This is a genomic window from Arthrobacter sp. APC 3897, assembly GCF_030407495.1.
Lineage (GTDB): Bacteria > Actinomycetota > Actinomycetes > Actinomycetales > Micrococcaceae > Arthrobacter_B.
Window position 1 is genome coordinate 75,971 of the sequence record NZ_JASDDG010000001.1, and the last position, 20,107, is coordinate 96,077.

Consider the following 20,107-nt stretch of genomic DNA (forward strand, 5'->3'; position numbering starts at 1 on the left):
TCCTGACGCGCGGGCACTGTATGCGATTCGCATGCTGCCGCTTTCCACCCTGGTGTCGCTCAGTAACGGCGTCATCACAGAGGAAGTTCTGGACCGCATGGTGGAAGCCGCCAACCGGCTCATCGATCAGCCGTCGGTTCATCCGGCAACGGCCCACCTCTTTCCGTCTGCCCCGCCTCCGGCGCCCAATGACTGGCAGGAACCCCTGGTCGAAGGCCGGTTTGCGGGCAAAACAGTGGTGGTGACCGGCGCCGGGTCGGGAATTGGCCGGGCTACCACGCTGCGGGTAGCCCGGGAAGGCGGTCATGTGCTGGCCGTTGATCTCAGTACCCTGCGCATGGAAGCGCTGCTGGAGCGCAACCTGGACCTGGACATTGCCGGCGTCGTAGCGGACATCTCTACCCAGGCCGGTGTGGACAAGATTGCGGTGGAGGTGGGAAACCGGCTGGACGGACTCGCCATCGCGGCGGGAATTGCCGACAACATGGTTGCCCTGCACGAAGTGGAAGACGACCTGTGGGAGAGCGTTTTCCGGATCAACGTGGATGGACCGTTCCGTTTATCGCGGCGCTGCTTCCGGTGATGCTTTCCCGGGGGTCCGGGTCCGTCGTCAACGTGTCCTCCCAGGCCGGGCTCCGCGGATCGATTGCGGGTGCTGCCTATACTGCCTACAAACATGCGGTGATTGGACTGACCCGCAGCGCGGCCTTTAGCTACAGTCCGCGCGGCATCAGGGCCAACGCAGTCATCCCCCGGCCCACCACTGCAGCACTTGAATCGAACTACGGGTCCCTGGGCGATGCCGGCCCGGTTCCGTCACTGTCTCTGACATCACCGGACATCGAGTCGGCGCAGATCGCTTCGCCGATGACTTATCTGCTGAGCGACGACGCCGCCAATGTCACGGGCGCGATCCTCCCGGCAGATGAAGGCTGGGGCATCGCCTAGAAGCTGGTTCGCGCGGGAGCATCACTTCACATTACTGATCACCGCCGGTGCCCTGCAGCCACCCTTCCAGCTGCTTCAGCAGATCCGCCGTTATGGGACTGCCCGGAAACCGTGCCATCCGGTTCAGCGGCATGTTGCCCACCAGCGCCAGCGAAGCCGCCAGGCCGCCGGCGTAATCCATGCTGCCGCCGCTGTCCTGGCCTGCACTGTCCCGGCCTGCAGCTTCCATCCCCGTCCTGGCCGCGGCTGTCAGCGCGGACACCAGTTCCGCGGCAGCGGCAGGGTCGGCGAGCCACTCCTGAATGGAGGAGGCCGTGCTTAGGGGCGGCTCGGGAACGGTCCCGTCGAGTGCGGCAACCCCGGCCAGCCGGAGGTCGCGGGAAGACGCTCCCACCTCAATGCGGTACTCCCCGGCGTCGGCCACCCATGACATGCTCAGCGGATCAAACCGCGACAAAGCGCGGGGATCGAGGGAAAAACTCAGACGGCGGGATTCCCCCGGAGCCAGGTGCACTTTTTCGAACCCGCGCAGCTCCCGCAGCGGACGCAGCGGACGCTGCTGGGCGGCGTCGTCATCCGGAGCACCGACGTACAGCTGCACCACGTCGCTGCCGCCGCGGCTGCCCGTATTGGTGACGGTCAGTTCCACGTGCACCTGCTGGTCCCCGCCGGCTCCGGTGCTGCGGATCGCCAAATCCGTGTACCCGAAGCTGGTGAAGGAGAGTCCGTGCCCAAAGGGGAAGGCGACCTCCAGCTGCCGGGTGTCATACCAGCGGTAGCCCACCAGCACCCCTTCGCCGTACCGCACGGTGCCGTTTTCGCCGGGGTAGTTGCTGTAAGCGGCGGTGTCCGACAACCGGACGGGAATCGTTTCAGCCAACCGTCCGCCGGGGTCAGTGCGACCAAGCAGGACATCGGCCAGGGCCGACCCGCCGGCTTCACCCGGCAGCCAGGCTTCCAGGAGCGCGGGAACATTCTGTGCCCAGGCCGTGGTCACCACCCCGCCGTTGGAGAGCACCACCACGGTCCGCGGATTAGCTTCCAGGACGGCGGTGAGCAGCTCCAGCTGCTCGTCGGGCAGGTCCAGGGTGGTGCGGTCATAACCTTCGGACTCCGCCGCGTCGGGCAGGCCCAGGAAAACGACGGCGGTACCGGCAGCTGCTGCCGCCGCCGCGGCTGTTTCCATCAGGTCCGCCGGCCCGGCCCCGGGCTGGCTCACCAGAGCGGTTGCGGATTCCGGATCCGGACCGGCCGGGAGCGCGTATCCGGGTTCAAACAGGAGTTCGGGCAGGTCATGCTGCAGGGCATCGAGGGGACTGACAAGGCGAACCGGGTTCACCCTGGAGGATCCGCTTCCCTGGTACCGGGGGGTGCGGGCCAGCTCGCCGATCACGGCCACGGAGCCTCCGGCCTGCAGTGGAAGGAGGCCGCCGTCATTCTTCAGCAGCACCATCGATGCTGCTGCTGCCCGCCGTGCCAGATCGTGGCTGGCCGCATACACTGCCGCGTCGCTGCCGGCCGTCCCTGCTGCGCCGGCCGTTCCTGTTCCTGCGCCGGTCCGGGGCGGCATGCGGTCCACGAGGCGCAGGATCCGGGCAGCCGCAGTGTCGATCTGTTCCTCAGTGACCATCCCTGCGTCCAGTCCGGCGGTAATTTCCCGGGCGCCCAGGCCGCCGCTGGAGGGCATTTCCAGATCGAGTCCGGCAGCGAGCGCGGCCGCACGGTTGGTCACAGCACCCCAGTCCGACATGACGGCTCCCTCATAACCCCAGGTTCCGCGGAGCACCTCCCCGAGCAACCACGGGTTTTCAGCGGCATGCAGTCCGTTGATCTTGTTGTAGGCCGCCATGATGGTCCACGGTTTTGCCGTCCGCACCACAATCTCGAACGCGCGAAGGTAAATCTCATGCAGGGTGCGCTGGTCCACTACGGCGTCCACCCGCATCCGGTCCGCCTCCTGGTTGTTGGCGGCGAAATGCTTGGGGCTGGTCCCTACACCGGCCGCCTGGACCGCCGCCGTCCATGCGGCACCCAGCTCCCCGGCAAGGAGCGGATCCTCGGAAAAATATTCAAAATTGCGGCCGCACAGGGGAGTCCGCTTGATGTTGAGCCCGGGTCCGAGCAGGACGTCCACGCCCTGGAGCCGGGCCTCGCGGGCGACGGCGGCGCCAAGTTCGGCGAGCAGGCTCCGGTCCCAGGAGCAGGCGGTGGCGCATTCGGCGGGAAAGCAGGTGGCCGGAAGGGACTCACCCAGGCCCAGCACGGCTTCGCCTGACGGCCTCCGCACGCCGTGCGGACCGTCCGAAAGCACCAGGGGGCGGATTCCCCGTCCGGGCAGGGCAACCGTTTCCCAGAAACCAGCTCCGGACAGAAGTGCAGTCTTGTCCTCCAGGCTCAGGTCCCGGAGTACGGCTGGAATATCCATGATGGCTCCCTCATCCGCGGGTTCAGAGTCTAAAGCGCGTGCCTGGGGCTGGAAAAGGGCAGGTGCACCCTGTTAGAAGCTCCCCGGCCGGCCGTAGGGTTTCAACTACGGTTGCAGTCTGCCATGACCTGCCTCCGGGACGGGAGCCCACGCATGAAGACCCACCTCGACCGCTACCGGCAGATCGCCGAAATCCTGTACCGCAACGGCTTTGGCTACCTGGTTGCCGCCTCGGGACTGGAAAACCGGCTGCCTTTCCGGCGCAGGCCGCAGGCAACAGACCGGCCGCAGGGCTCCGCCAATGCCCCTGAGTACCTGCGCCGGGCGCTGGAGGAGCTGGGTCCCACGTTTGTGAAGATAGGGCAGCTGCTGTCCACCCGGCAGGACCTGCTGCCGCCCAGATACCAGGAGGAACTGGCTAAGCTGCAGGATGAAGCTGGCCCCGTGCCCTGGGAAGAAATCCAGCCGGTGCTGCAGGCGGAACTGGGCTCGGACGTGATGAAAAAATTCTCCGCCTTCGACACCACGCCGCTGGCCAGTGCCTCCATTGGACAGGTCTATGCCGCCCAACTGCGCAACGGTGCCGACGTAGTGGTGAAGATCCGGCGTCCGGGGGTGGAGGAGGAGGTGAATGAGGACCTGGATATTCTTCAGGGGCTGGCCGGATATGCCGGCAGGCACTGGGAAGCGGCACGCGACTATGACCTCAAGGGTTTGATGGACGAGTTCGCCGAGACCCTGCGGGAGGAGCTGGATTACCAGCAGGAAGCCCGCAACACCAACCGGTTTGCCCTCAACTTCCAGGACAGTCCCGTGGTGCAGATTCCCGTGGTGTATTCCGATGTCAGCACCTCCAAAGTCCTGACCCTGCAGCGGCTGTACGGGCTGAAAGTAACTGACACCGCCGCCATCGACGCCGCCGGGATAGACCGCAGGGTGCTCGCCGCCGATGCGGCCAACGCCGAAATGAAGATGGTGTTCGAGGACGGGTTCTTCCACGCTGATCCGCATCCGGGAAACATCTTCGTGGAAAAGGGCGGCCGGATCGGACTCATCGATTTCGGCATGGTGGGGGAGGTGGATGACCGGCTCCGCACCCAGCTCTCGGCGCTCTTTGTGGCGGTAATGCGCAAGGACGCGGAACGGATGGCTTCGGCGCTGATCCGGATGTGCCCCATGTCCCGCCGCGTGGACCGGATCCAGCTCCGGCTGGACCTGCAGCAGCTGATCCGGCTCTACGCGGGCAAGACGCTCGGCAACGCGCCGGTGGGACGCATCATCAATGCAGGAATGGCGATCATCCGCACCCATCATCTGCAGCTGCCCCGGGAGATGGCCCTGCTGCTGCGCATGCTGATCATGACTGAAGGCATGGGAGAGGTGCTCGATCCCGACTTCAGCATGGGGGAGACCCTCGCTCCGTACGCCCGGCGGATGACCATGCGGCAGATGAATCCGATCACCTTTGTCCGGCGCCTGGGACAGGCGGGCGTCGAGACGCTCGAGCTCAGCGCCGAACTCCCGGATCAGGTCCGCCGGCTCCTGACCACGCTGGACTTTGAAGGCCTGGAGATCCACTTGCGCGCCGAAGAACTCGCCCCGCTGGTGGTTCGCTTGGAGAAAGTGGGCAATCGGATGGTTGCTGCCATTTTTGCGGCCGCCTTCATCCGCGGGGTGGGGGAGCTGGCGCTGGGGGACGCTGAGCGCTGGAAGTCCTGGCAGGCTCCGCTCATGACAGCCGGCCTGGCCTCCACCGGGGCACTGGGCGGCTACCTGGCCTGGACTGCCCGTAAACAGCGGCTGGCGAGCTACTGACGCGCCGGCCGGGCCGCCCCCAGGTCTGCCGTGGGGGTGCGGTAGGTCTCGCGTGCCGTCAGGGCCGAGATTGAAGCAATAATGCTGATCGCTGCGGTGAACAGACTGATGACCACCCAGCCTCCGGGTTCCAACCCGCCCAGTGCTGCCACGATGGACGGCGCAAATCCGGCCATGAGGAATCCCAGCTGGGTGCCGATGGCCAGCCCCGAGAAACGGACCCGGGCGCTGAACATTTCGGCGTAGAACGAGGGCCATACCGCGTTGGCAGCTGCATAGCCGCAGGAGAACACCGTCACGGAAAGCACAAACTGGAGCAGGGTGTTACCCGATTCCATGGACAACAGGTAGAACGGCATCACTGCGGCCGAGGACAGCGCGCCGTAGATGAATACGGGCTTGCGGCCGATCCGGTCGGCCAGCATTCCGAACAGCGGCTGCGTTCCCAGGGCTACCACGTTGCCGGCCACGACGAGCCACAGCGTGATGCTGGCATCCACCTCGCCCACGTCCGTGCCGTACTTGATCGCCAGCGTGCCGTAGACGGTGGACACCGCGGCGATGAACGCACAGCAGATGACCCGCAGCACGTCCCGCCAGTGGTGGGCCAGCAGGTCTCCCACGGGCAGCCGGGAGATTTCGTTGTTGGCCTTCGCGGCGGCGAAGGTGGGCGTTTCATGCAGCGAGCGCCGGATGAAATAGGTCACCAGGACCACCACTGCGCTGAGCCAGAACGGAATACGCCACCCGATGCCGTACTTGATGTCATCAGGGAGGGCCAGTACCGGGATGAAGACCAGCGCGGCGAGGATCTGCCCGCCCTGGGTTCCGGTGAGGGTCCAGGAGGTGAAGAAGGAGCGGCGGTTGTCCGGGGCATGTTCAAGCGTCAGGGAGCTGGCTCCGGCCTGCTCGCCGGCGGCCGACAGGCCCTGCATCAGGCGGCACACCACCAGCAGTGCCGGAGCCCACCACCCGATGACGTCGAACCCGGGAAGGCAGCCGATCAGGAAGGTTGACGCTCCCATCAGGACCAGGGTGAACATGAGTACTTTCTGGCGGCCCACCCGGTCGCCGAAGTGGCCGAGCACCACGGCGCCCACCGGACGGGCAACGTAGGCAAACCCGAACGTTGCCAGGGACATGATCGATGCCTGCGTGCCTGAGTCCGGAAAGAACACGTAGGGGAAGATCAGGGCCGCGGCGGATCCGAAGATAAAAAAGTCGTAATACTCAACCGCGCTGCCCATGAAGCTGGCTGCCGCCGCCTTCTTTGGTGTCTTGGCGTGGACTTTGTCCGCTGGGACAGTCTCAGTCATGGGGGTCTCCTGTGCCGGGAAGTGTGCGCTGTTCGCACACGTGTGCAGAGTTCGAACAGTTCCAGTAATGTAGCTCACAGCTGTGGACCCCTGCAATGTCTTTACGCGGCTGTGTCATGTCTCTTCGGAGCGGGAAGCCCCGCCCCCGCGAAAGGAAAAGTTTCGTGAGTACACCATCGGAATCCTTTGTGGTTGGCCTCATTGGGGAGGGTGTTACCCCCTCCCTCTCGCCGCCCATGCATGAGCAGGCCGCTGACCGGCTGGGGCTGCGGTATATTTACCGGCCCGTGGATCTGACGGTACTCGGGGCCGGTGAAGGCGTCGAGGCCAGGCTGAAAGCCCTGCTGCACGGCGGCCGTGACCTCGGCTTCAACGCCTTCAACATCACACACCCGTGCAAACAGCTCGTCCTGGACTGCCTGGACGCTGTGTCCGACGACGCCGCCCGGCTGGGGGCCGTGAACACCGTCCTGATCAGGGACGGCCAATTCATCGGGCACAACACTGACTTCTCCGGCTTCGCCTCCGCGCTGGCAGCGGGCCTGCCGGGCGCGGTCCTGGACCGTGTGGTGCAGCTGGGTGTGGGCGGCGCAGGTTCCGCCGTCGCGTACGCCCTGCTCAAGGCGGGCAGCACCCATCTGACGCTGATCGACACCGACTACTCCCGCGCTGCTGAGCGGGCACGGGCGCTGGGCAGGCTCTTTCCCGGACAGGCAGTGGCCGCCGCGCAGAGCGGTGACCTTCCCGGCCTCCTGGCCGGGGCGGACGGCTTTGTGCACGCAACTCCGGTGGGAATGCACTCCCACCCCGGCCTGCCCCTGGACCCGGACCTGCTGTCACCGCGGCACTGGGTTGCCGACGTCGTCTACCGCCCGCTGGAGACGGAACTGGTCCGGGCCGCACAGGCCCGGGGCTGCGCCGTGCTGGACGGGGGCCAGATGGCAGTTGGCCAGGCGGTGGACGCCTTTGAGCTGATTACCGGGATTCGACCGGACCCGAACCTCATGCGGCAGGATTTTCTCGACCTCATCAAACGCGGACTCTAGGGGGAGCACTGTGCGGACATCCATTGCGACGGTGTGCCTGAGCGGCACGCTCGAGGAAAAGATGAGGGCCTGTGCGGCCGCCGGATTTGACGGCATTGAGATCTTTGAACAGGACCTGATTGTGTCGCCGGACAGTCCGGAAGAGATCCGGGACCTGGCTGCTGAGCTTGGCCTGAGTCTGGACCTGTTCCAGCCGTTCCGCGATTTTGAGGGTGTCACGGAGGAACTGCTCCGGGAAAACCTCTACCGCGCCGAAGCCAAGTTCAGGGTGATGAACCGGCTGGGTATCGACACCATGCTGGTTTGTTCCAATGTGGCCACGGCCACCGTGGATGACGACGGCGTCGCGGCCTCCCAGCTGCGCCGCATGGGTTCGGCCGCCGCCCGGTACGGCATCCGGCTGGCGTATGAGGCGCTGGCCTGGGGAAAATACGTGAACGATTTTGAGCACGCGCAGCGGATCGTGGATCTGGCGGACCACCCCAACGTGGGTACCTGCCTGGACAGCTTCCACATATTGTCACGCGGCGCGAATCCGGCCGGGATCGAAAAGATACCGGCGGAAAAGATCTTCTTTGTCCAGCTGGCCGATGCTCCGGAACTGTCCCTGGACGTGCTTTCCTGGAGCCGGCACTACCGGGTGTTTCCGGGTGAAGGCGCCTTTGACCTGACGACCTTCATGGCCCACCTGGTCCGCAGCGGCTACAACGGGCCGGTGTCGCTGGAGGTCTTCAACGACGTGTTCCGGCAGACCGCCGAGGAACGGACAGCCGTGGACGCCAGGCGCTCGCTGATGTGGCTCGAAGAGCGGACCTCCGTGTCCCTGGCGGAGGATGGCGAGGTCCGCGCATACCCGATGGATCTTGCCACCCTTCCGGTAGTTGCCGAGCCGACAGGCTTCAATTTCGCGGAAGTGAAGGCTGAGGATACCGGTGCCGTGGAAAAGCTGCTGTTCCAGCTGGGTCTGCACTGCGAAGGCAGGCACCGGACCAAGCCGGTACAGCTGTGGAGCGCCGGCCGGGCACGTGTGATCATTAACCAGCAGCAGGCCCGGGGGATGCCGGCTATTTCGGCACTGGGCCTGGACGTGCAGGACCCGCAGGCTGCCGCCTCCCGGGCCGTCCAGCTCAAGGCACAGCCGGTCAGCAGGCGCAGCCAGGCGGATGAAGCCGTCCTGCAGGCCGTCTCGGCTCCTGACTCCACTGAGATCTTCCTGTGCGAGGCCACTGAGGACGGCACCGTAGCGTGGGCGGACGAATTCGCTGTCCCCCCGCGCCCGGCGGGGGGCCAGGGCGGGCACGGCCCAGGCGTCGGGGACGAGCCGCTGATCACCCACATTGACCACATCAACCTCTCCCAGCCGTGGCAGCACTTCGACGAGGCCGTCCTTTTCTACGAATCGACCCTCTCCCTGCTTCCGCGCGCGTCGCAGGAAGTGCCCAGCCCCATGGGCCTGGTCCGCAGCCAGGTGATGCGCAGCAGTGACGGCGCCGTCCGGCTGGCCCTGAATATTGCACCCATGGTCCTTGAGCAGCAGCCGGGACGGCACGGGTCCGCGGAGTATCCGCAGCATGTGGCGTTTGCCTGCCGTGACGTGGTGGCACTGGCACGCCGGGCGCGGGAGCGGGGACTGGATTTCTTGCCGGTGCCGGCGAATTATTACGAGGACCTGCAGGCACGGTTCCGGCTGGAGGATGATCTGCTGGCTCTCCTGCAGTCCCTCAACCTGCTGTATGACAGGGACGGGGACGGTGAATTCCTGCATTTCTATACGGCGACGGTGGGCAGCGTGTTCTTCGAGGTGGTGGAGCGCCGTGGCCGGTATGACGGCTACGGGGCGCCCAATGCGCCGGTGCGGCTGGCCTCGCAGTATCAGCGGGAGGGCGCCGGCAGACGGGACGGACGGCATGGGGTCTGAAGAGGGGTACTACGTCAAGTCGACGGAAAAGACACTGGCGGTCCTGAGTGCTTTTACGCCGGAGCATCCGCGCCTGAGCGTCAGCGCCGTGGCGGCGGCCGCGGATCTCAGCCGGGCCGCAGCACGGCGCTTCCTGCTGACCCTGCGCGATCTGGGATACCTGCGCAGCGACGGCACGCTGTTCGAACTGGCGCCGCGCTCACTGGATATCGGGTCAGCGTTTCTGGCAACGCTGTCCCTGCCCTCGGTGGCGGAACCTCATCTCAAGGCTCTGGCCTCTGATCTGGGTGAAACCACGTCCCTCTGCGTGCTCGACGGCATGCACGTGGTGTATGTGGCACGCTTTACCGCGCCCCGGCTGGTTCACGTCTCCGTGAACGTGGGCACCCGCTTTCCGGCGTGGGCAACATCCATGGGCCGGGTCCTCATCGCAGCCCTGGAGCCCGACGAGCGCGAAGCCCACCTGAGCGCCGTCGAACTCCGCCCGCTGACGCCGCACACCGTCTCCAGCCTGGAAGAGCTGAGGTCCGAGGTGGAGCTTGCCGGCCGCCGCGGCTGGAGCCGGGTCACTGACGAGTTGGAAGGCGGACTGCGCGGGGTGGCGGTTCCGGTATTCCGCGCCGGCACTGTGGTAGCCGCCGCGAACGTGTCCCTGCAGACCCACCGGGATCCGAACGAGTCCGTGGAAGAAACCGTGATTCCACAGCTGAGGTCGGCGGCTGAAAGAATCACCGCCGACCTCAACGTCAGGTAACTGCTGCCCGGACCCCTTAGCCGGCGTAGTCCGTAGCGTTGTAGATGTTCAGATTCAGGGCAGCAGCCACCTGCGCCACCGCCTTCTGTCCCCGGACGCTGTTGCCCACCGGATCCAGCGGGGGAGAGAACGCCGCAATGGCCAGGGTGCCCGGCATGATCGCCAGGATCCCGCCGCCAACGCCGCTCTTGCCCGGCAGGCCTACTTTGTAGGCCCAGTCCCCGGAGGACGTGTACATTCCCTCCATGGTCATTTCCGCCAGGATCGGAGGAACCAGGGATGCATCGAACACCTGCTGTCCCGTAACCGGATTCCGGCCCCTGGCGGCCACGGTGGCTCCCATCGTTGCCAGATCCCGGGCAGTCACCAGGGTGGAACACTGCCGGGTGTAAACCTCGCAGGCTTCCATTGGATCCGAATACATCGTTCCACCCGAGTACAGCAGCCATGCGATGGCGCGGTTGTGGAAATTGGTGGACTGCTCGGAATCATTGACGGCATCACTGATGTGGATTTCCCGGCCGGCGAAGGCGCTTTGCATGGCCAGGATTTTCTGCCAGCGCTGATCCGGTGAATCCGCCGGAATCAAGGAGACCGTGGACATGGCCCCCGCATTCACCAGCGGCGAAACCGGCTTGTTGTCGTGCATCGCCACAGCCATCACCGAGTTGAACGGCTCCCCGGTGGGATCCGCGCCCACTTTGTCATGGAATTCCCGCAACCCCACGTCCTGCATCGCCAGGGTCATGGAAAACACTTTGGAAATGGACTCCAGGGCAAACTCGAATCCGGTGTCCCCGGCTTCAAACAGGTCACCGTCGGCCGTCACCACGCACACGCCGAACAGGGACGGATCCACTGACGCCAGATACGGAATGTAACTGGCATTGGCACCGCCGGTGTCTCCGGTATGGTCCTTGTAAGCGGCCTGGACGGCCCGGGTAATAGCTGATTTGTCCGGCATCATAGCGCTGCGCTCCCGCCCACGGCAGGCCCGGGGCGGGGCCTGAGCGGCGGTTTGCCTGCGCCTCCGGTCCCGCCCGGCTGCGCTGCGGAGTCACCCGCTGCCGTGCCGGTTGCCGTTCCGGCTGCGGCGTCCGCACCGGGCGCCGCCGCCGATGTGCCGGCAAGCGCCTGTTCAACAAGCACTGACGTCGGAACGGAGGACTTGGACACCGTGCCGGGATGGGTGTGTTCGATTTCCCAGGTGAACGGCTCGAAGTTGCTCTCAGGATCCCGCCAGTGCGGCTTGCGCAGAGCGTAAATCACCAGTGGAAGGATCACGAAGACCACCGCACCTCCGATCAGGATGCCCACGTACACTGCGGGGGATCCGACCGAAATCTGGTCCGGGGGAATGAAGCTGAAGACGAAAGCCATCAGGGACCCCAGGAAACCAACCCCGCCAATAAGCCACATGCCAACGTTTCCGCCCGGAACCCGGTAGGGGCGCGGCCGGTTCGGCTGGCTGAACCTCAGATAAATGGCGCCGGCGAACATCAGCAGGTACATGATCAGATAAAGGATCACCGTGAGCTGGCTCAGGATCTGATATGCGGCCTGCACCGACGGAAGAACAACGTAGACGACGCCCAGCCCGGTCACCGCGAAGGCCTGGAAGAACAGGATATGGGTACCCATGCCGTGCTTGTTGGTGTGCTGCCAGAAGCGGGGCAGGTAGCCTGCCCTGGCGACCGTGAGCAGCCCCGTTGAAGGACCGGCCACCCATGTGACCACGCCGGCCAGTACACCGATCAGCAGCATGACTGCGACGATCGGGCCCGCCCATCCGATTCCGGCCCACTCGAACATGTCGTTGTAGGACGTGAGCAGGCTTTGGGTCAGGTTGATATCCGCCTGCGGAACCACAAACGCAATGGCGAGGGTGCCCAGGACAAAGATGATCACCGTTCCGGCCGCCGCAATGAGCACGGCAATCGGATAATCGCGGGTTGGGTTTTTCACCTCCTTGACATGGATGGCATTCATCTCCATGCCGGCATAGAACAGGAAGATGCTCGCCGCCAGCACCACGTTGGAGAAGTTGGAGAAATCAGGGATGAGTTCGCCCCAGCCCATCTTGATCTGCGGGGTGTTGCCGGCGAAATAGTAGGAGAACCCAAGAACAATGAGGATGCCCGCCGGAATGATGGTGCCGACGATTCCGCCCCACTGACTGACCTTGGAGAAGGCCGCTGCTCCCCTGAAGGCAATGAACGTGGCGAGCCAGTACACCACCAGCACCACAGCCAGCACAAAGACCTTGTTGCCAGCCAGCTGCGCGTCTATGTTCTGGTTTTCCCCGGTATAGGCCAGTGACACCGCGCCAAAGGTCAGCACGGTGGGGAACCAGATGGTGACTTCGATGAACAGCATGAACATGGCCAGGAAGGCCCAGCGCGGCCCGAAGGCCTCACCGACCCAGCGGAAGACACCGCCGGTTTCCGGCCAACCTGTTGCCAGCTCCGCGGCTACCAGGGATACCGGTATCAGGAACACGACGGCGGCGAGCACGTAGTAGAAGATTGAGCTCAGTCCGTACTCTGCTTCCGAGGGCAGGCCCCGGAGACTGACCACCGCCACAATGTTCATGACGGCCAGGGCGCCGATGGTAATGGTGGCGGCCTGCTTGGATTTTCTTGATGTCTGAGCCGGCGCAGGTGTCTTGGAGCCGGAGGCACCCGAACCCGCCGCTGATGAACCGCTTGATGCAGTGGGATCACTCATTCCACTCACCTCCCGAGCTTAGTGATGGAAGCCAGGCTGTGCTGACTCCTGCGGCATCGGCGATTCAAGCCGATCGAGGTACTCGGTTTCCTTCCGGATGTCATCCAGGAGATTGTCTGCAAGATCCATGCTGAGACCGTTGCGGACCACGATGCGTTCCACGGTCAGGTTCTCCAGGTTGCTGGGCATGGGGTAGGCCGGCACCAGCCAGCCTTTGGTCCGCAGCCGTTCGGCCAGGTCATACAGGGTCCACTTATCCGTGTGCCCTTCCTTCAGCCGCCAGGCGAACACCGGTATGTCGGTGCCGTCGTTCCATAGCTCAAACGCGCCGATTTCACTGATGCCCGAGGACAGGTAGACGGCCACATCCTGACAGGCCTGCTGGACCTTGGCATAACCCTCGCGTCCCAGCCTCAGGAACAAGTAGAACTGCAGGACAACCTGGGCGCCCGGCCGTGAGAAGTTCAGGGCGAACGTCGGCATGTCCCCGCCCAGATAGCTCACGTAGAAGATCAGGTCTTCCGGCAGCCACTGGCGCTCGCGCCAGACGACCCAGCCCAGTCCCGGATAAACGAGCCCGTACTTGTGGCCCGAGGTGCTGATGGAATGGACCCGGTCTATCTGGAAGTCCCACTCCAGGTCCGGCTGGATGAACGGTGCGATCATCCCGCCCGACGCTCCGTCCACATGGATGTAGATGTCCAGTCCGGTGGACGCCTGGATGTCATCAAGCTTGGCGGCGATCTGCTTTACCGGTTCGTACATGCCGGTGTAGGTCACGCCCATGATCGCCACCACGCCAATGGTGTTTTCATCGACGTATTTCTCCAGCTCGAAGCCGTCCAGGCACTTGTGCTCCTCGCTGATGGGCACCAGCCGGGCCTCGACGTCGAAATAGTTGCAGAACTTCTCCCAGCACACCTGGACGGCCGAACTCATGACCAAGTTGGGCTTGTCCGTTGGCTTCCCGTCCGCTTTGCGGGCGTTCTGCCACAGCCGCTTGAGCGCGAGTCCGCCCAGCATGCAGGCCTCCGAGGAACCCACAGTGGAGGTGCCGATGGTTCCTTCGGGGTCCGGCGAGTGCCACAGGTCGGCAAGGATTTTCCAGCAGTTCTGCTCAATCTGGGCGGTCTGCGGATACTCGTCCTTGTCGATCATGTTCTTGTCATACGTCTCGGCGTACAGCCTGTTGGCGTGATCGTCCATCCAGGTGCTCACGAACGTTGCCAGGTTCAGCCGGGCGTTGCCGTCCAGCATGGTTTCGTCATGAACAATCTGGTACGCCGTTTCCGGCAGCATCTGTCCGTCGGCCAGCTTGGTTTTCAATGCAACCGTGTCTTCTCCCGGGCGGGCAAAGACCGGATTTACTGACAGCGTGTTTTTGTCCCGTGGTTGTGCCATGAGTTGTGACCTTTCATCGTTGATACCGAGACCGGCATCGGGCCGAAGTGAACGGCAGTCAGGAATCCCCCAGAGGCGCGCACTAAAAACACTACGCACGGCAAAATGGGGTTACCAGACCCAAGGCCCACATCGCCGCGCCGGAGGGGTTCATTGTTTGTTCCGGTGATTCGGGCGCCCGGAAGGGGCCGGACGGTTGAGCGGGAAACCATGCCGCGCGTAGCGTGTGAATGGTGTTTCACACACGGAGTTTTCTCTCGCATCATCAAAGCTGCAAGGAGATATCCCATGGCTTCACTAGCGCGGCGTGACCGGTTTGAACTGCCCGAACCGGTCCGGAAGTTCTTCGAGGGCGACTGGGAGGTGCCGGCGTTTCCGGTGGAGGAATACCGGGACGGTTCCAGCATGGTTGTGAGGGCGGAGCTGCCCAACATTGATCCGGACAAGGACCTTGATGTCTCTGTCAGTGACGGTGTCCTGCACATCAAGGGCGAGCGCCGGGAGGAGTCCGAGCACAGGGACAAAAACGGTTACCGCAGCGAATTCCGCTACGGGTCCTTCACCCGAGACATCCCCCTGCCTGCCGGCTCCAGCCAGGACAACGTCACCGCGTCCTATAACGACGGCGTCCTCGAGGTCAGGGTGCCGGTTCCGGAGGCCGGACCATCCACCACCAAGGTACCCATCTCCCGGGGCTAGCAGCACTCCGTGGCCAGCGCGCCTCCCAAGCCGGCCGGCGCCGGCAACCCAGGCAGCCGGCGCAAGTATCCGGACTGGATCATCATCGCCACGCTTGCCAGCGGCGGCATCGCGGTTTCCCTGGAAAAGACGGCGGTGGTCCCGCTGCTGCCGGAGTACCCGCGGGTCTTCGGGGTCACGGGCGACGACGTCTCCTGGCTGGTCACCGTCACGCTCCTGACCGCTGCCGTGGCGACGCCCATTGTGTCCCGGCTGGCGGATATGTTCGGCAAGCGCCGGATGCTGCTGATTGCCATGGCGATGATGATTGTCGGCGCATTCACCGCCTCCCTGGGCGGAACGTTTTTCTGGGCACTGGCGGGACGCGCCATCCAGGGGTTTTCCGGGGCCGTGATCCCGGTGGGGATCAGCATCCTGCGCGACGCGCTTCCGCAGAAAAAAATTGCCGGGGCCGTGTCCCTCATGAGCGCGAGCTTCGGCATCGGCAGCGCGCTGGGACTGCCTTTGTCGGGCTTCATCTACGAAAACCTGGGATGGCAGGCGACATTTTGGGTTGTGGGCCTGATCGCGCTGGTGATTTTCACCGCCGTCGTGATCTTTGTGCCGGAATCGCGGGTCCGGACGCCCGGACGCTTCGACTACGAGGGTGCACTGGTGCTTTCGGGCGCAATGACGGCCCTGCTGCTGGCAATCAGCAAGGGCGGTGTGTGGGGCTGGACCAGCGACGCCATCCTTGGCTTGTTTGCCGCCGCCGCCGTGCTTCTGGCGCTCTGGTTTCCCCTGGAGCTGCGCAAGGGACAGCCGCTGGTGGATCTGCGGACATCGGCACGGCGTCCGGTGCTGCTGACCAACGCGGCCACCGTCCTGGTGGGATTTTCCATGTATGCCAACATGCTGGTCACGACCCAGCAGCTGCAGCTGTCCAGGGAAAGCGGTTTCGGTTTTGGGCTGAGCGTGCTGGTGGCCGGGCTGACCATGATCCCGGCCGGGCTGGCCATGGTTGCAGCGGCACCGCTGTCCGCCTTTGTCACCAACACCTTCGGTGCCAAATCCACCATGGTTCTGGGCTGTGCCGTCATGGCGGCGGGCTACATGTCCCGGGTGATGCTCGTCCACACCGTCACCGGGATCATCATCGGCGCCGTGATCATTTCCGTCGGAACCGCCGTCGCCATGGCAGCCATGCCGACTCTCATCATGAGCAATGTTCCCCTGACCGACACGGCCGCAGCCAACGGCGTGAATACCCTGCTGAGGTCGGTGGGTACGTCAACCTGCAGTGCTGCCGTCGCCACCATTCTCGCTTCCGTCACCATGAGGGTGGACGGCACCGTCTTTCCCGGAGTGGACGCTTTCCGGGCGATCTTTGCGATGGCCGGGTGTGCCGCGCTGCTGGCCACGGGCATTTCCTGCTTTATCCCCCGGGCCGTGCGACGGGAGGCAACCCACCCGGCGCTGCATGCTCAACCGGGCCAGACCGAGCCGCGCGCGGTCGACGCCAGGCAGGAGATCATGGTGACCGGAACGCTGCTGGCGGACGACGGGCGGACGCCGGTTCCCGGGGGCGTGGTGCTGGCCACGGACCGCCGGGGCCGGCAGGTGGACTGGGACCGGGCCGATGACCGGGGCCGCTACGCCCTCGTGCTCCCGGGGGACGGCCGGTACCTGCTGATTGCCACCCAGCACCAGTGGCGTCCCGTATCCGAGACCCTCACTCTGCCCGGAGTGCCGCCGGGCCATGACATCCGGTTCACGTCACGCCTCACCCTGACCGGAAAAATCACCCAGGACAACCGCCCGGCAGCCGGGGCACTGGTGGTCCTGGTGCGGCCGTCGGTTGGGGAGACGGTTGCCGTGCAGTCGGACGAGGCCGGCAACTATGAATTGCCGCTTCCCCGTCCCGGAACGTACATCCTGACCGTCGTGGAGCCGGACGGAGCCACTTCCCACACACGCCGGGTCACCCTGCCGGCGCCCAACACCGTCATCGACGTGGAACTCGGAACGGCGCCGCCCACCACGGGGCTGCGGATCTAGGAGCCGCGAATTCACGGGGCGAACGCGGCCGCGAGACCAAACACACATTTCCGGCTTTGGGTCCTGATTGGTTCAGAGCATAGTATCTATCTGGCGTATTCCGGGTTTGGTTCCCGCTGAGGGGCCGGTCGGCGCCAACAGGCCTAAAATGCGACGTCGTCCGCTGTCTAGACCGCCCCGGACAAAGCCTCGAACATTTTGACGGACTCCTTTTTCCTTTTTCATTTCAGTTAGGGTACGTGGTGGACCTCACCCTCATGGTGGCGCTGGTGATCGCGCTCGCATTATTCTTCGATTTCACCAATGGCTTTCACGACACAGCCAACGCAATGGCAACCCCCATTGCCACAGGCGCTATAAAGCCGAAGAACGCCGTAGCCCTGGCTGCGGTGCTAAACCTCGTGGGGGCTTTCCTGTCCACCGAGGTAGCCAAGACCATCTCCGGCGGCATCATCCGGGAGGGCGACGGCGGTATCCAGATCACGCCGGTCATGATCTTCGCCGGCCTGCTCGGCGCCGTGATCTGGAACCTCATCACCTGGCTGCTGGGCCTTCCCTCCAGCTCGTCCCATGCTCTCTTCGGCGGCCTGATCGGTGCCGCGGTAGTGGGTGCCGGTTTCGGCGCGGTGGACTACTCGGTGCTGATGTCCAAGGTCATCCTGCCGGCGTTCATTGCACCGGCCATCGCCTTGTCCGTGGCCTATCTGGCCACCAAACTCGCCTACTCCATTACCCGCCGGCATGATCCGGATTCCGGCGACAAGCTGCCCCGCAAGCGCGGGGGTTTCCGTTATGCACAGATCTTCTCTTCCTCACTCGTGGCCCTGGCGCACGGCACCAATGATGCCCAGAAGACCATGGGCGTCATCACGCTGGTACTGATCTCCGGCGGTTTCCAGACGGTGGGAACAGGCCCGGTGTTCTGGGTTGTCGCGGCCTGTGCCTTCGCTATTGCCGCCGGCACCTATGCCGGCGGATGGCGGATTATCCGCACCATGGGCACCGGTCTGACGGACGTCAAACCGGCCCAGGGCTTCGCGGCGGAGACCAGCACGGCGGCAGCCATCCTGGCGTCGACGCACCTGGGCATGGCTCTGTCCACCACGCAGGTGGCCTCGGGTTCCGTCATTGGTTCCGGCCTGGGGCGCAAGGGTGCCGAAGTCCGCTGGGGAACGGCGCGCCGTATTGCCGGCGGCTGGCTGCTGACTCTTCCCGCCGCAGCTGTCATGGGAGCTGCCGCTGCCGCCGTGGCCGCCACGGGCATGATCGGAGTCACCGTTGACGCCGTCCTTGGACTGGCCATCATCCTCTTCATTTTCCTCTGGTCCCGCCGCAACCGGGTGGGCCATGACAATGCCGTGAGCAACATCGACAATGCCGGCGGCGCCGTGCGTATCAAGAAGGGCAAGTCCCGCTCCAGGAGCTCGGCTTCGGCCGAAGCCCGGAAGGAAAACGCCCGGACCAAGGATAAGGAACATTCCAAATGAGCATTGACTGGTTTGCCTATCTCGTGGTGGCCCTGGTCACTCTGGTGGCGACGCTCCTCGTTGTCGGGCTGTATTCAACCGGCGTACGCCTTTACGCCATCTCGTCTGATGCCGGGCCGGGCCCCGCAGCTCAGGGCAGGCCCACGCTGGTCAGGGCCGGCGCCTACGCGTGCTTTGCACTGTGCGCTGCGGCGGTGCTGTTCGGGGTGTACCTGATCGTCCCGGCACTTCACTTTTAGCAGGAAAACACCAGCGCCCGGCGACGGCGGCCACCGAGGTGACCGCCGCCGCCGGGCGTTTCTTTAATGTTCGCGGTGTCCTTAGACGGCGTCGGCGTACGCGGGGTAGTCCGTGTAGCCGGCAGCGCCGTCTGTATAGAAGGTACCCGGGTCAGGGGTGTTCAGTGGCAGGTCTTCCTGCCAGCGGCGCACCAGGTCAGGATTCGCGATGGCGGGCCGGCCCACCACCACGCCGTCGCACAGGTCATCCTCCATCATGCCAAGGGCCTCTTCCCGGGTCGTGATGACGCCGAAGCCCGAGTTCAGGAGGACCGGGCCGCCGAAGCTGCGGCGCAGTGCCTGCACCATGATGTCCGAGGGATCCTGGTGCAGGATGCTCAGGAACGCCGGCTTCAGGGGCGCAATGCCCTCCACCAGGGCGGTGTACGTCGCCAGAACGTCTGCGGGCTCGGTTTCCAGGGCACCCTGAACGTTGTGCTCCGGGGAGATGCGGATGCCGGCGCGGTCGGCACCGATGGCCTCTGCCACGGCCCGGTAGACCTCCACGACAAAGCGGGCACGGTTCTCGGGAGTTCCGCCGTAGCTGTCCGTTCGCTGGTTGGACTCCGCGGACAGGAATTCGTGCAGCAGGTAACCGTTGGCGCCATGCAGTTCCACGCCGTCGAACCCTGCCTTCATGGCCGCACGCGAACCGGCAACGAATTCGTCGATGATGCCCGGCAGTTCGGCTTCGGTGAGGGCATGGGGCACAGGGAACGGCTGCTTGCCGTCATAGGTGCGGGTGACGCCGTCAATCGCGACGGCGCTGGGAGCCACCACCTCGCGGCCGCCGTTGGTTCCCGGATGGGTCACCCGGCCGGCATGCATGACCTGGGCAACAATGCGCCCTCCGGCGGCATGGACGGCATCCGTCACGTTCTTCCAGCCGGCAATCTGCTCATCCGTCACCAGGCCGGGCTGACCCGTGAACCCCTGTCCGGCAAACGAAGGGTAAGTTCCCTCGCTGACGATCAGGCCCAGGGAGGCGCGCTGGCTGTAATGCTCGGCCATCAGCGCCGTAGGTACTCCGTCGCGGCCGCTGCGGGTGCGTGTCAGCGGAGCCATGATCAGGCGGTTGGGCAGTTCAATGCCGCCGAGGGTCAACGGTGAAAAAAGGTTCACAAAAAAGTCTTTCTGTAGATCGCGCCGAGCTGCCCGCAGGCAGGTCCGGCGCTGGGAATTGCGCTGTTCTCCAGTAATTGCCAACCGGCGGGGAGGGTGAGGTATTCCTCAGCGGGATTTTGCGGGATCCGGCG

General features: G+C 64.7%; 14 protein-coding genes and 1 pseudogene. 9 read left to right on the top strand and 6 right to left on the bottom strand.

Features of this window, described 5'->3' with window-relative positions; translation table 11 throughout:
- Positions 1-97: 97 nt before the first annotated feature.
- A pseudogene (locus QMA10_RS00350) lies at positions 98-948 on the top strand (SDR family NAD(P)-dependent oxidoreductase).
- Between the two features lie 31 nt (positions 949-979).
- Here the strand turns inward: QMA10_RS00350 and QMA10_RS00355 are convergent.
- Complete coding sequence (locus tag QMA10_RS00355) at positions 980-3,373, bottom strand: glycoside hydrolase family 3 C-terminal domain-containing protein (RefSeq protein WP_290165029.1); 2,394 nt, start codon at positions 3,371-3,373, stop codon at positions 980-982.
- A gap of 153 nt (positions 3,374-3,526) precedes the next feature.
- Between QMA10_RS00355 and QMA10_RS00360 the strand changes: the two genes are divergently transcribed.
- On the top strand, positions 3,527-5,188 hold the full coding sequence (locus tag QMA10_RS00360) for an AarF/ABC1/UbiB kinase family protein (RefSeq protein ID WP_290165031.1): 1,662 nt from the start codon (positions 3,527-3,529) through the stop codon (positions 5,186-5,188).
- Here QMA10_RS00360 and QMA10_RS00365 read toward each other — a convergent pair.
- The gene (locus QMA10_RS00365) at positions 5,182-6,504 is read right to left on the bottom strand and encodes an MFS transporter (RefSeq protein ID WP_290165032.1); all 1,323 of its coding nucleotides are present in this window, start codon (positions 6,502-6,504) and stop codon (positions 5,182-5,184) included. The two genes, QMA10_RS00360 and QMA10_RS00365, sit on opposite strands and share 7 nt — an antisense overlap.
- 164 nt (positions 6,505-6,668) lie before the next feature.
- Here QMA10_RS00365 and QMA10_RS00370 point away from each other — a divergent pair, with 164 nt between their 5' ends.
- The 3 genes from QMA10_RS00370 to QMA10_RS00380 are packed head-to-tail and all read left to right on the top strand — an operon-like array spanning position 6,669 to position 10,222.
- Positions 6,669-7,550: a shikimate dehydrogenase gene (locus tag QMA10_RS00370; RefSeq protein ID WP_290165034.1), complete on the top strand. Its 882-nt coding sequence runs from the start codon at positions 6,669-6,671 to the stop codon at positions 7,548-7,550.
- A 10-nt stretch (positions 7,551-7,560) separates the two neighbouring features.
- Positions 7,561-9,468 carry a sugar phosphate isomerase/epimerase and 4-hydroxyphenylpyruvate domain-containing protein gene (locus tag QMA10_RS00375; RefSeq protein WP_290165036.1) on the top strand — a complete coding sequence of 636 codons (1,908 nt, stop codon included), beginning with the start codon at positions 7,561-7,563 and terminating at the stop codon, positions 9,466-9,468.
- A complete protein-coding gene (locus tag QMA10_RS00380; protein ID WP_290165038.1) occupies positions 9,458-10,222 on the top strand; it encodes an IclR family transcriptional regulator C-terminal domain-containing protein in 765 nt (254 codons plus the stop codon). The genes QMA10_RS00375 and QMA10_RS00380 overlap by 11 nt, the downstream gene beginning before the upstream one ends.
- A 16-nt stretch (positions 10,223-10,238) precedes the next feature.
- Here QMA10_RS00380 and glsA read toward each other — a convergent pair whose 3' ends face one another.
- The 3 genes from glsA to QMA10_RS00395 are packed head-to-tail and all read right to left on the bottom strand — an operon-like array spanning position 10,239 to position 14,350.
- A complete protein-coding gene (gene glsA / locus QMA10_RS00385; protein WP_290165040.1) occupies positions 10,239-11,189 on the bottom strand; it encodes a glutaminase A in 951 nt (316 codons plus the stop codon).
- A complete protein-coding gene (gene gadC, locus QMA10_RS00390) occupies positions 11,186-12,949 on the bottom strand; it encodes a putative glutamine/gamma-aminobutyrate antiporter GadC (RefSeq protein WP_290165041.1) in 1,764 nt (587 codons plus the stop codon). The genes glsA and gadC overlap by 4 nt, the downstream gene beginning before the upstream one ends.
- Positions 12,950-12,967: 18 nt before the next feature.
- A complete protein-coding gene (locus QMA10_RS00395) occupies positions 12,968-14,350 on the bottom strand; it encodes a glutamate decarboxylase (RefSeq protein WP_290165044.1) in 1,383 nt (460 codons plus the stop codon).
- A gap of 288 nt (positions 14,351-14,638) precedes the next feature.
- On the opposite strand from QMA10_RS00395, the gene QMA10_RS00400 reads away from it, so the two are divergent.
- The 4 genes from QMA10_RS00400 (at position 14,639) to QMA10_RS00415 (ending at position 18,812) form a co-directional block, all read left to right on the top strand.
- Positions 14,639-15,049: an Hsp20/alpha crystallin family protein gene (locus QMA10_RS00400; protein ID WP_290165046.1), complete on the top strand. Its 411-nt coding sequence runs from the start codon at positions 14,639-14,641 to the stop codon at positions 15,047-15,049.
- Between the two features lie 9 nt (positions 15,050-15,058).
- Complete coding sequence (locus tag QMA10_RS00405) at positions 15,059-17,086, top strand: MFS transporter (RefSeq protein WP_290165048.1); 2,028 nt, start codon at positions 15,059-15,061, stop codon at positions 17,084-17,086.
- Between the two features lie 242 nt (positions 17,087-17,328).
- Positions 17,329-18,573 carry an inorganic phosphate transporter gene (locus tag QMA10_RS00410; protein WP_290165050.1) on the top strand — a complete coding sequence of 415 codons (1,245 nt, stop codon included), beginning with the start codon at positions 17,329-17,331 and terminating at the stop codon, positions 18,571-18,573.
- The gene (locus QMA10_RS00415) at positions 18,570-18,812 is read left to right on the top strand and encodes a hypothetical protein (RefSeq protein ID WP_290165052.1); all 243 of its coding nucleotides are present in this window, start codon (positions 18,570-18,572) and stop codon (positions 18,810-18,812) included. The genes QMA10_RS00410 and QMA10_RS00415 overlap by 4 nt, the downstream gene beginning before the upstream one ends.
- 81 nt (positions 18,813-18,893) lie before the next feature.
- On the opposite strand, the gene QMA10_RS00420 is transcribed toward QMA10_RS00415, so the two are convergent.
- Complete coding sequence (locus QMA10_RS00420) at positions 18,894-19,973, bottom strand: alkene reductase (RefSeq protein ID WP_290165054.1); 1,080 nt, start codon at positions 19,971-19,973, stop codon at positions 18,894-18,896.
- Positions 19,974-20,107 lie beyond the last annotated feature (134 nt).

Coding starts and splice junctions, on each gene's coding strand:
- QMA10_RS00400 (WP_290165046.1), top strand. CDS start 14,639: ATGGCTTCACTAGCGCGGCGTGACCGGTTTGAACTGCCCGAACCGGTC.
- QMA10_RS00395 (WP_290165044.1), bottom strand. CDS start 14,350: ATGGCACAACCACGGGACAAAAACACGCTGTCAGTAAATCCGGTCTTT.
- QMA10_RS00360 (WP_290165031.1), top strand. CDS start 3,527: ATGAAGACCCACCTCGACCGCTACCGGCAGATCGCCGAAATCCTGTAC.
- gadC (WP_290165041.1), bottom strand. CDS start 12,949: ATGAGTGATCCCACTGCATCAAGCGGTTCATCAGCGGCGGGTTCGGGT.
- QMA10_RS00365 (WP_290165032.1), bottom strand. CDS start 6,504: ATGACTGAGACTGTCCCAGCGGACAAAGTCCACGCCAAGACACCAAAG.
- QMA10_RS00380 (WP_290165038.1), top strand. CDS start 9,458: ATGGGGTCTGAAGAGGGGTACTACGTCAAGTCGACGGAAAAGACACTG.
- glsA (WP_290165040.1), bottom strand. CDS start 11,189: ATGATGCCGGACAAATCAGCTATTACCCGGGCCGTCCAGGCCGCTTAC.
- QMA10_RS00355 (WP_290165029.1), bottom strand. CDS start 3,373: ATGGATATTCCAGCCGTACTCCGGGACCTGAGCCTGGAGGACAAGACT.
- QMA10_RS00415 (WP_290165052.1), top strand. CDS start 18,570: ATGAGCATTGACTGGTTTGCCTATCTCGTGGTGGCCCTGGTCACTCTG.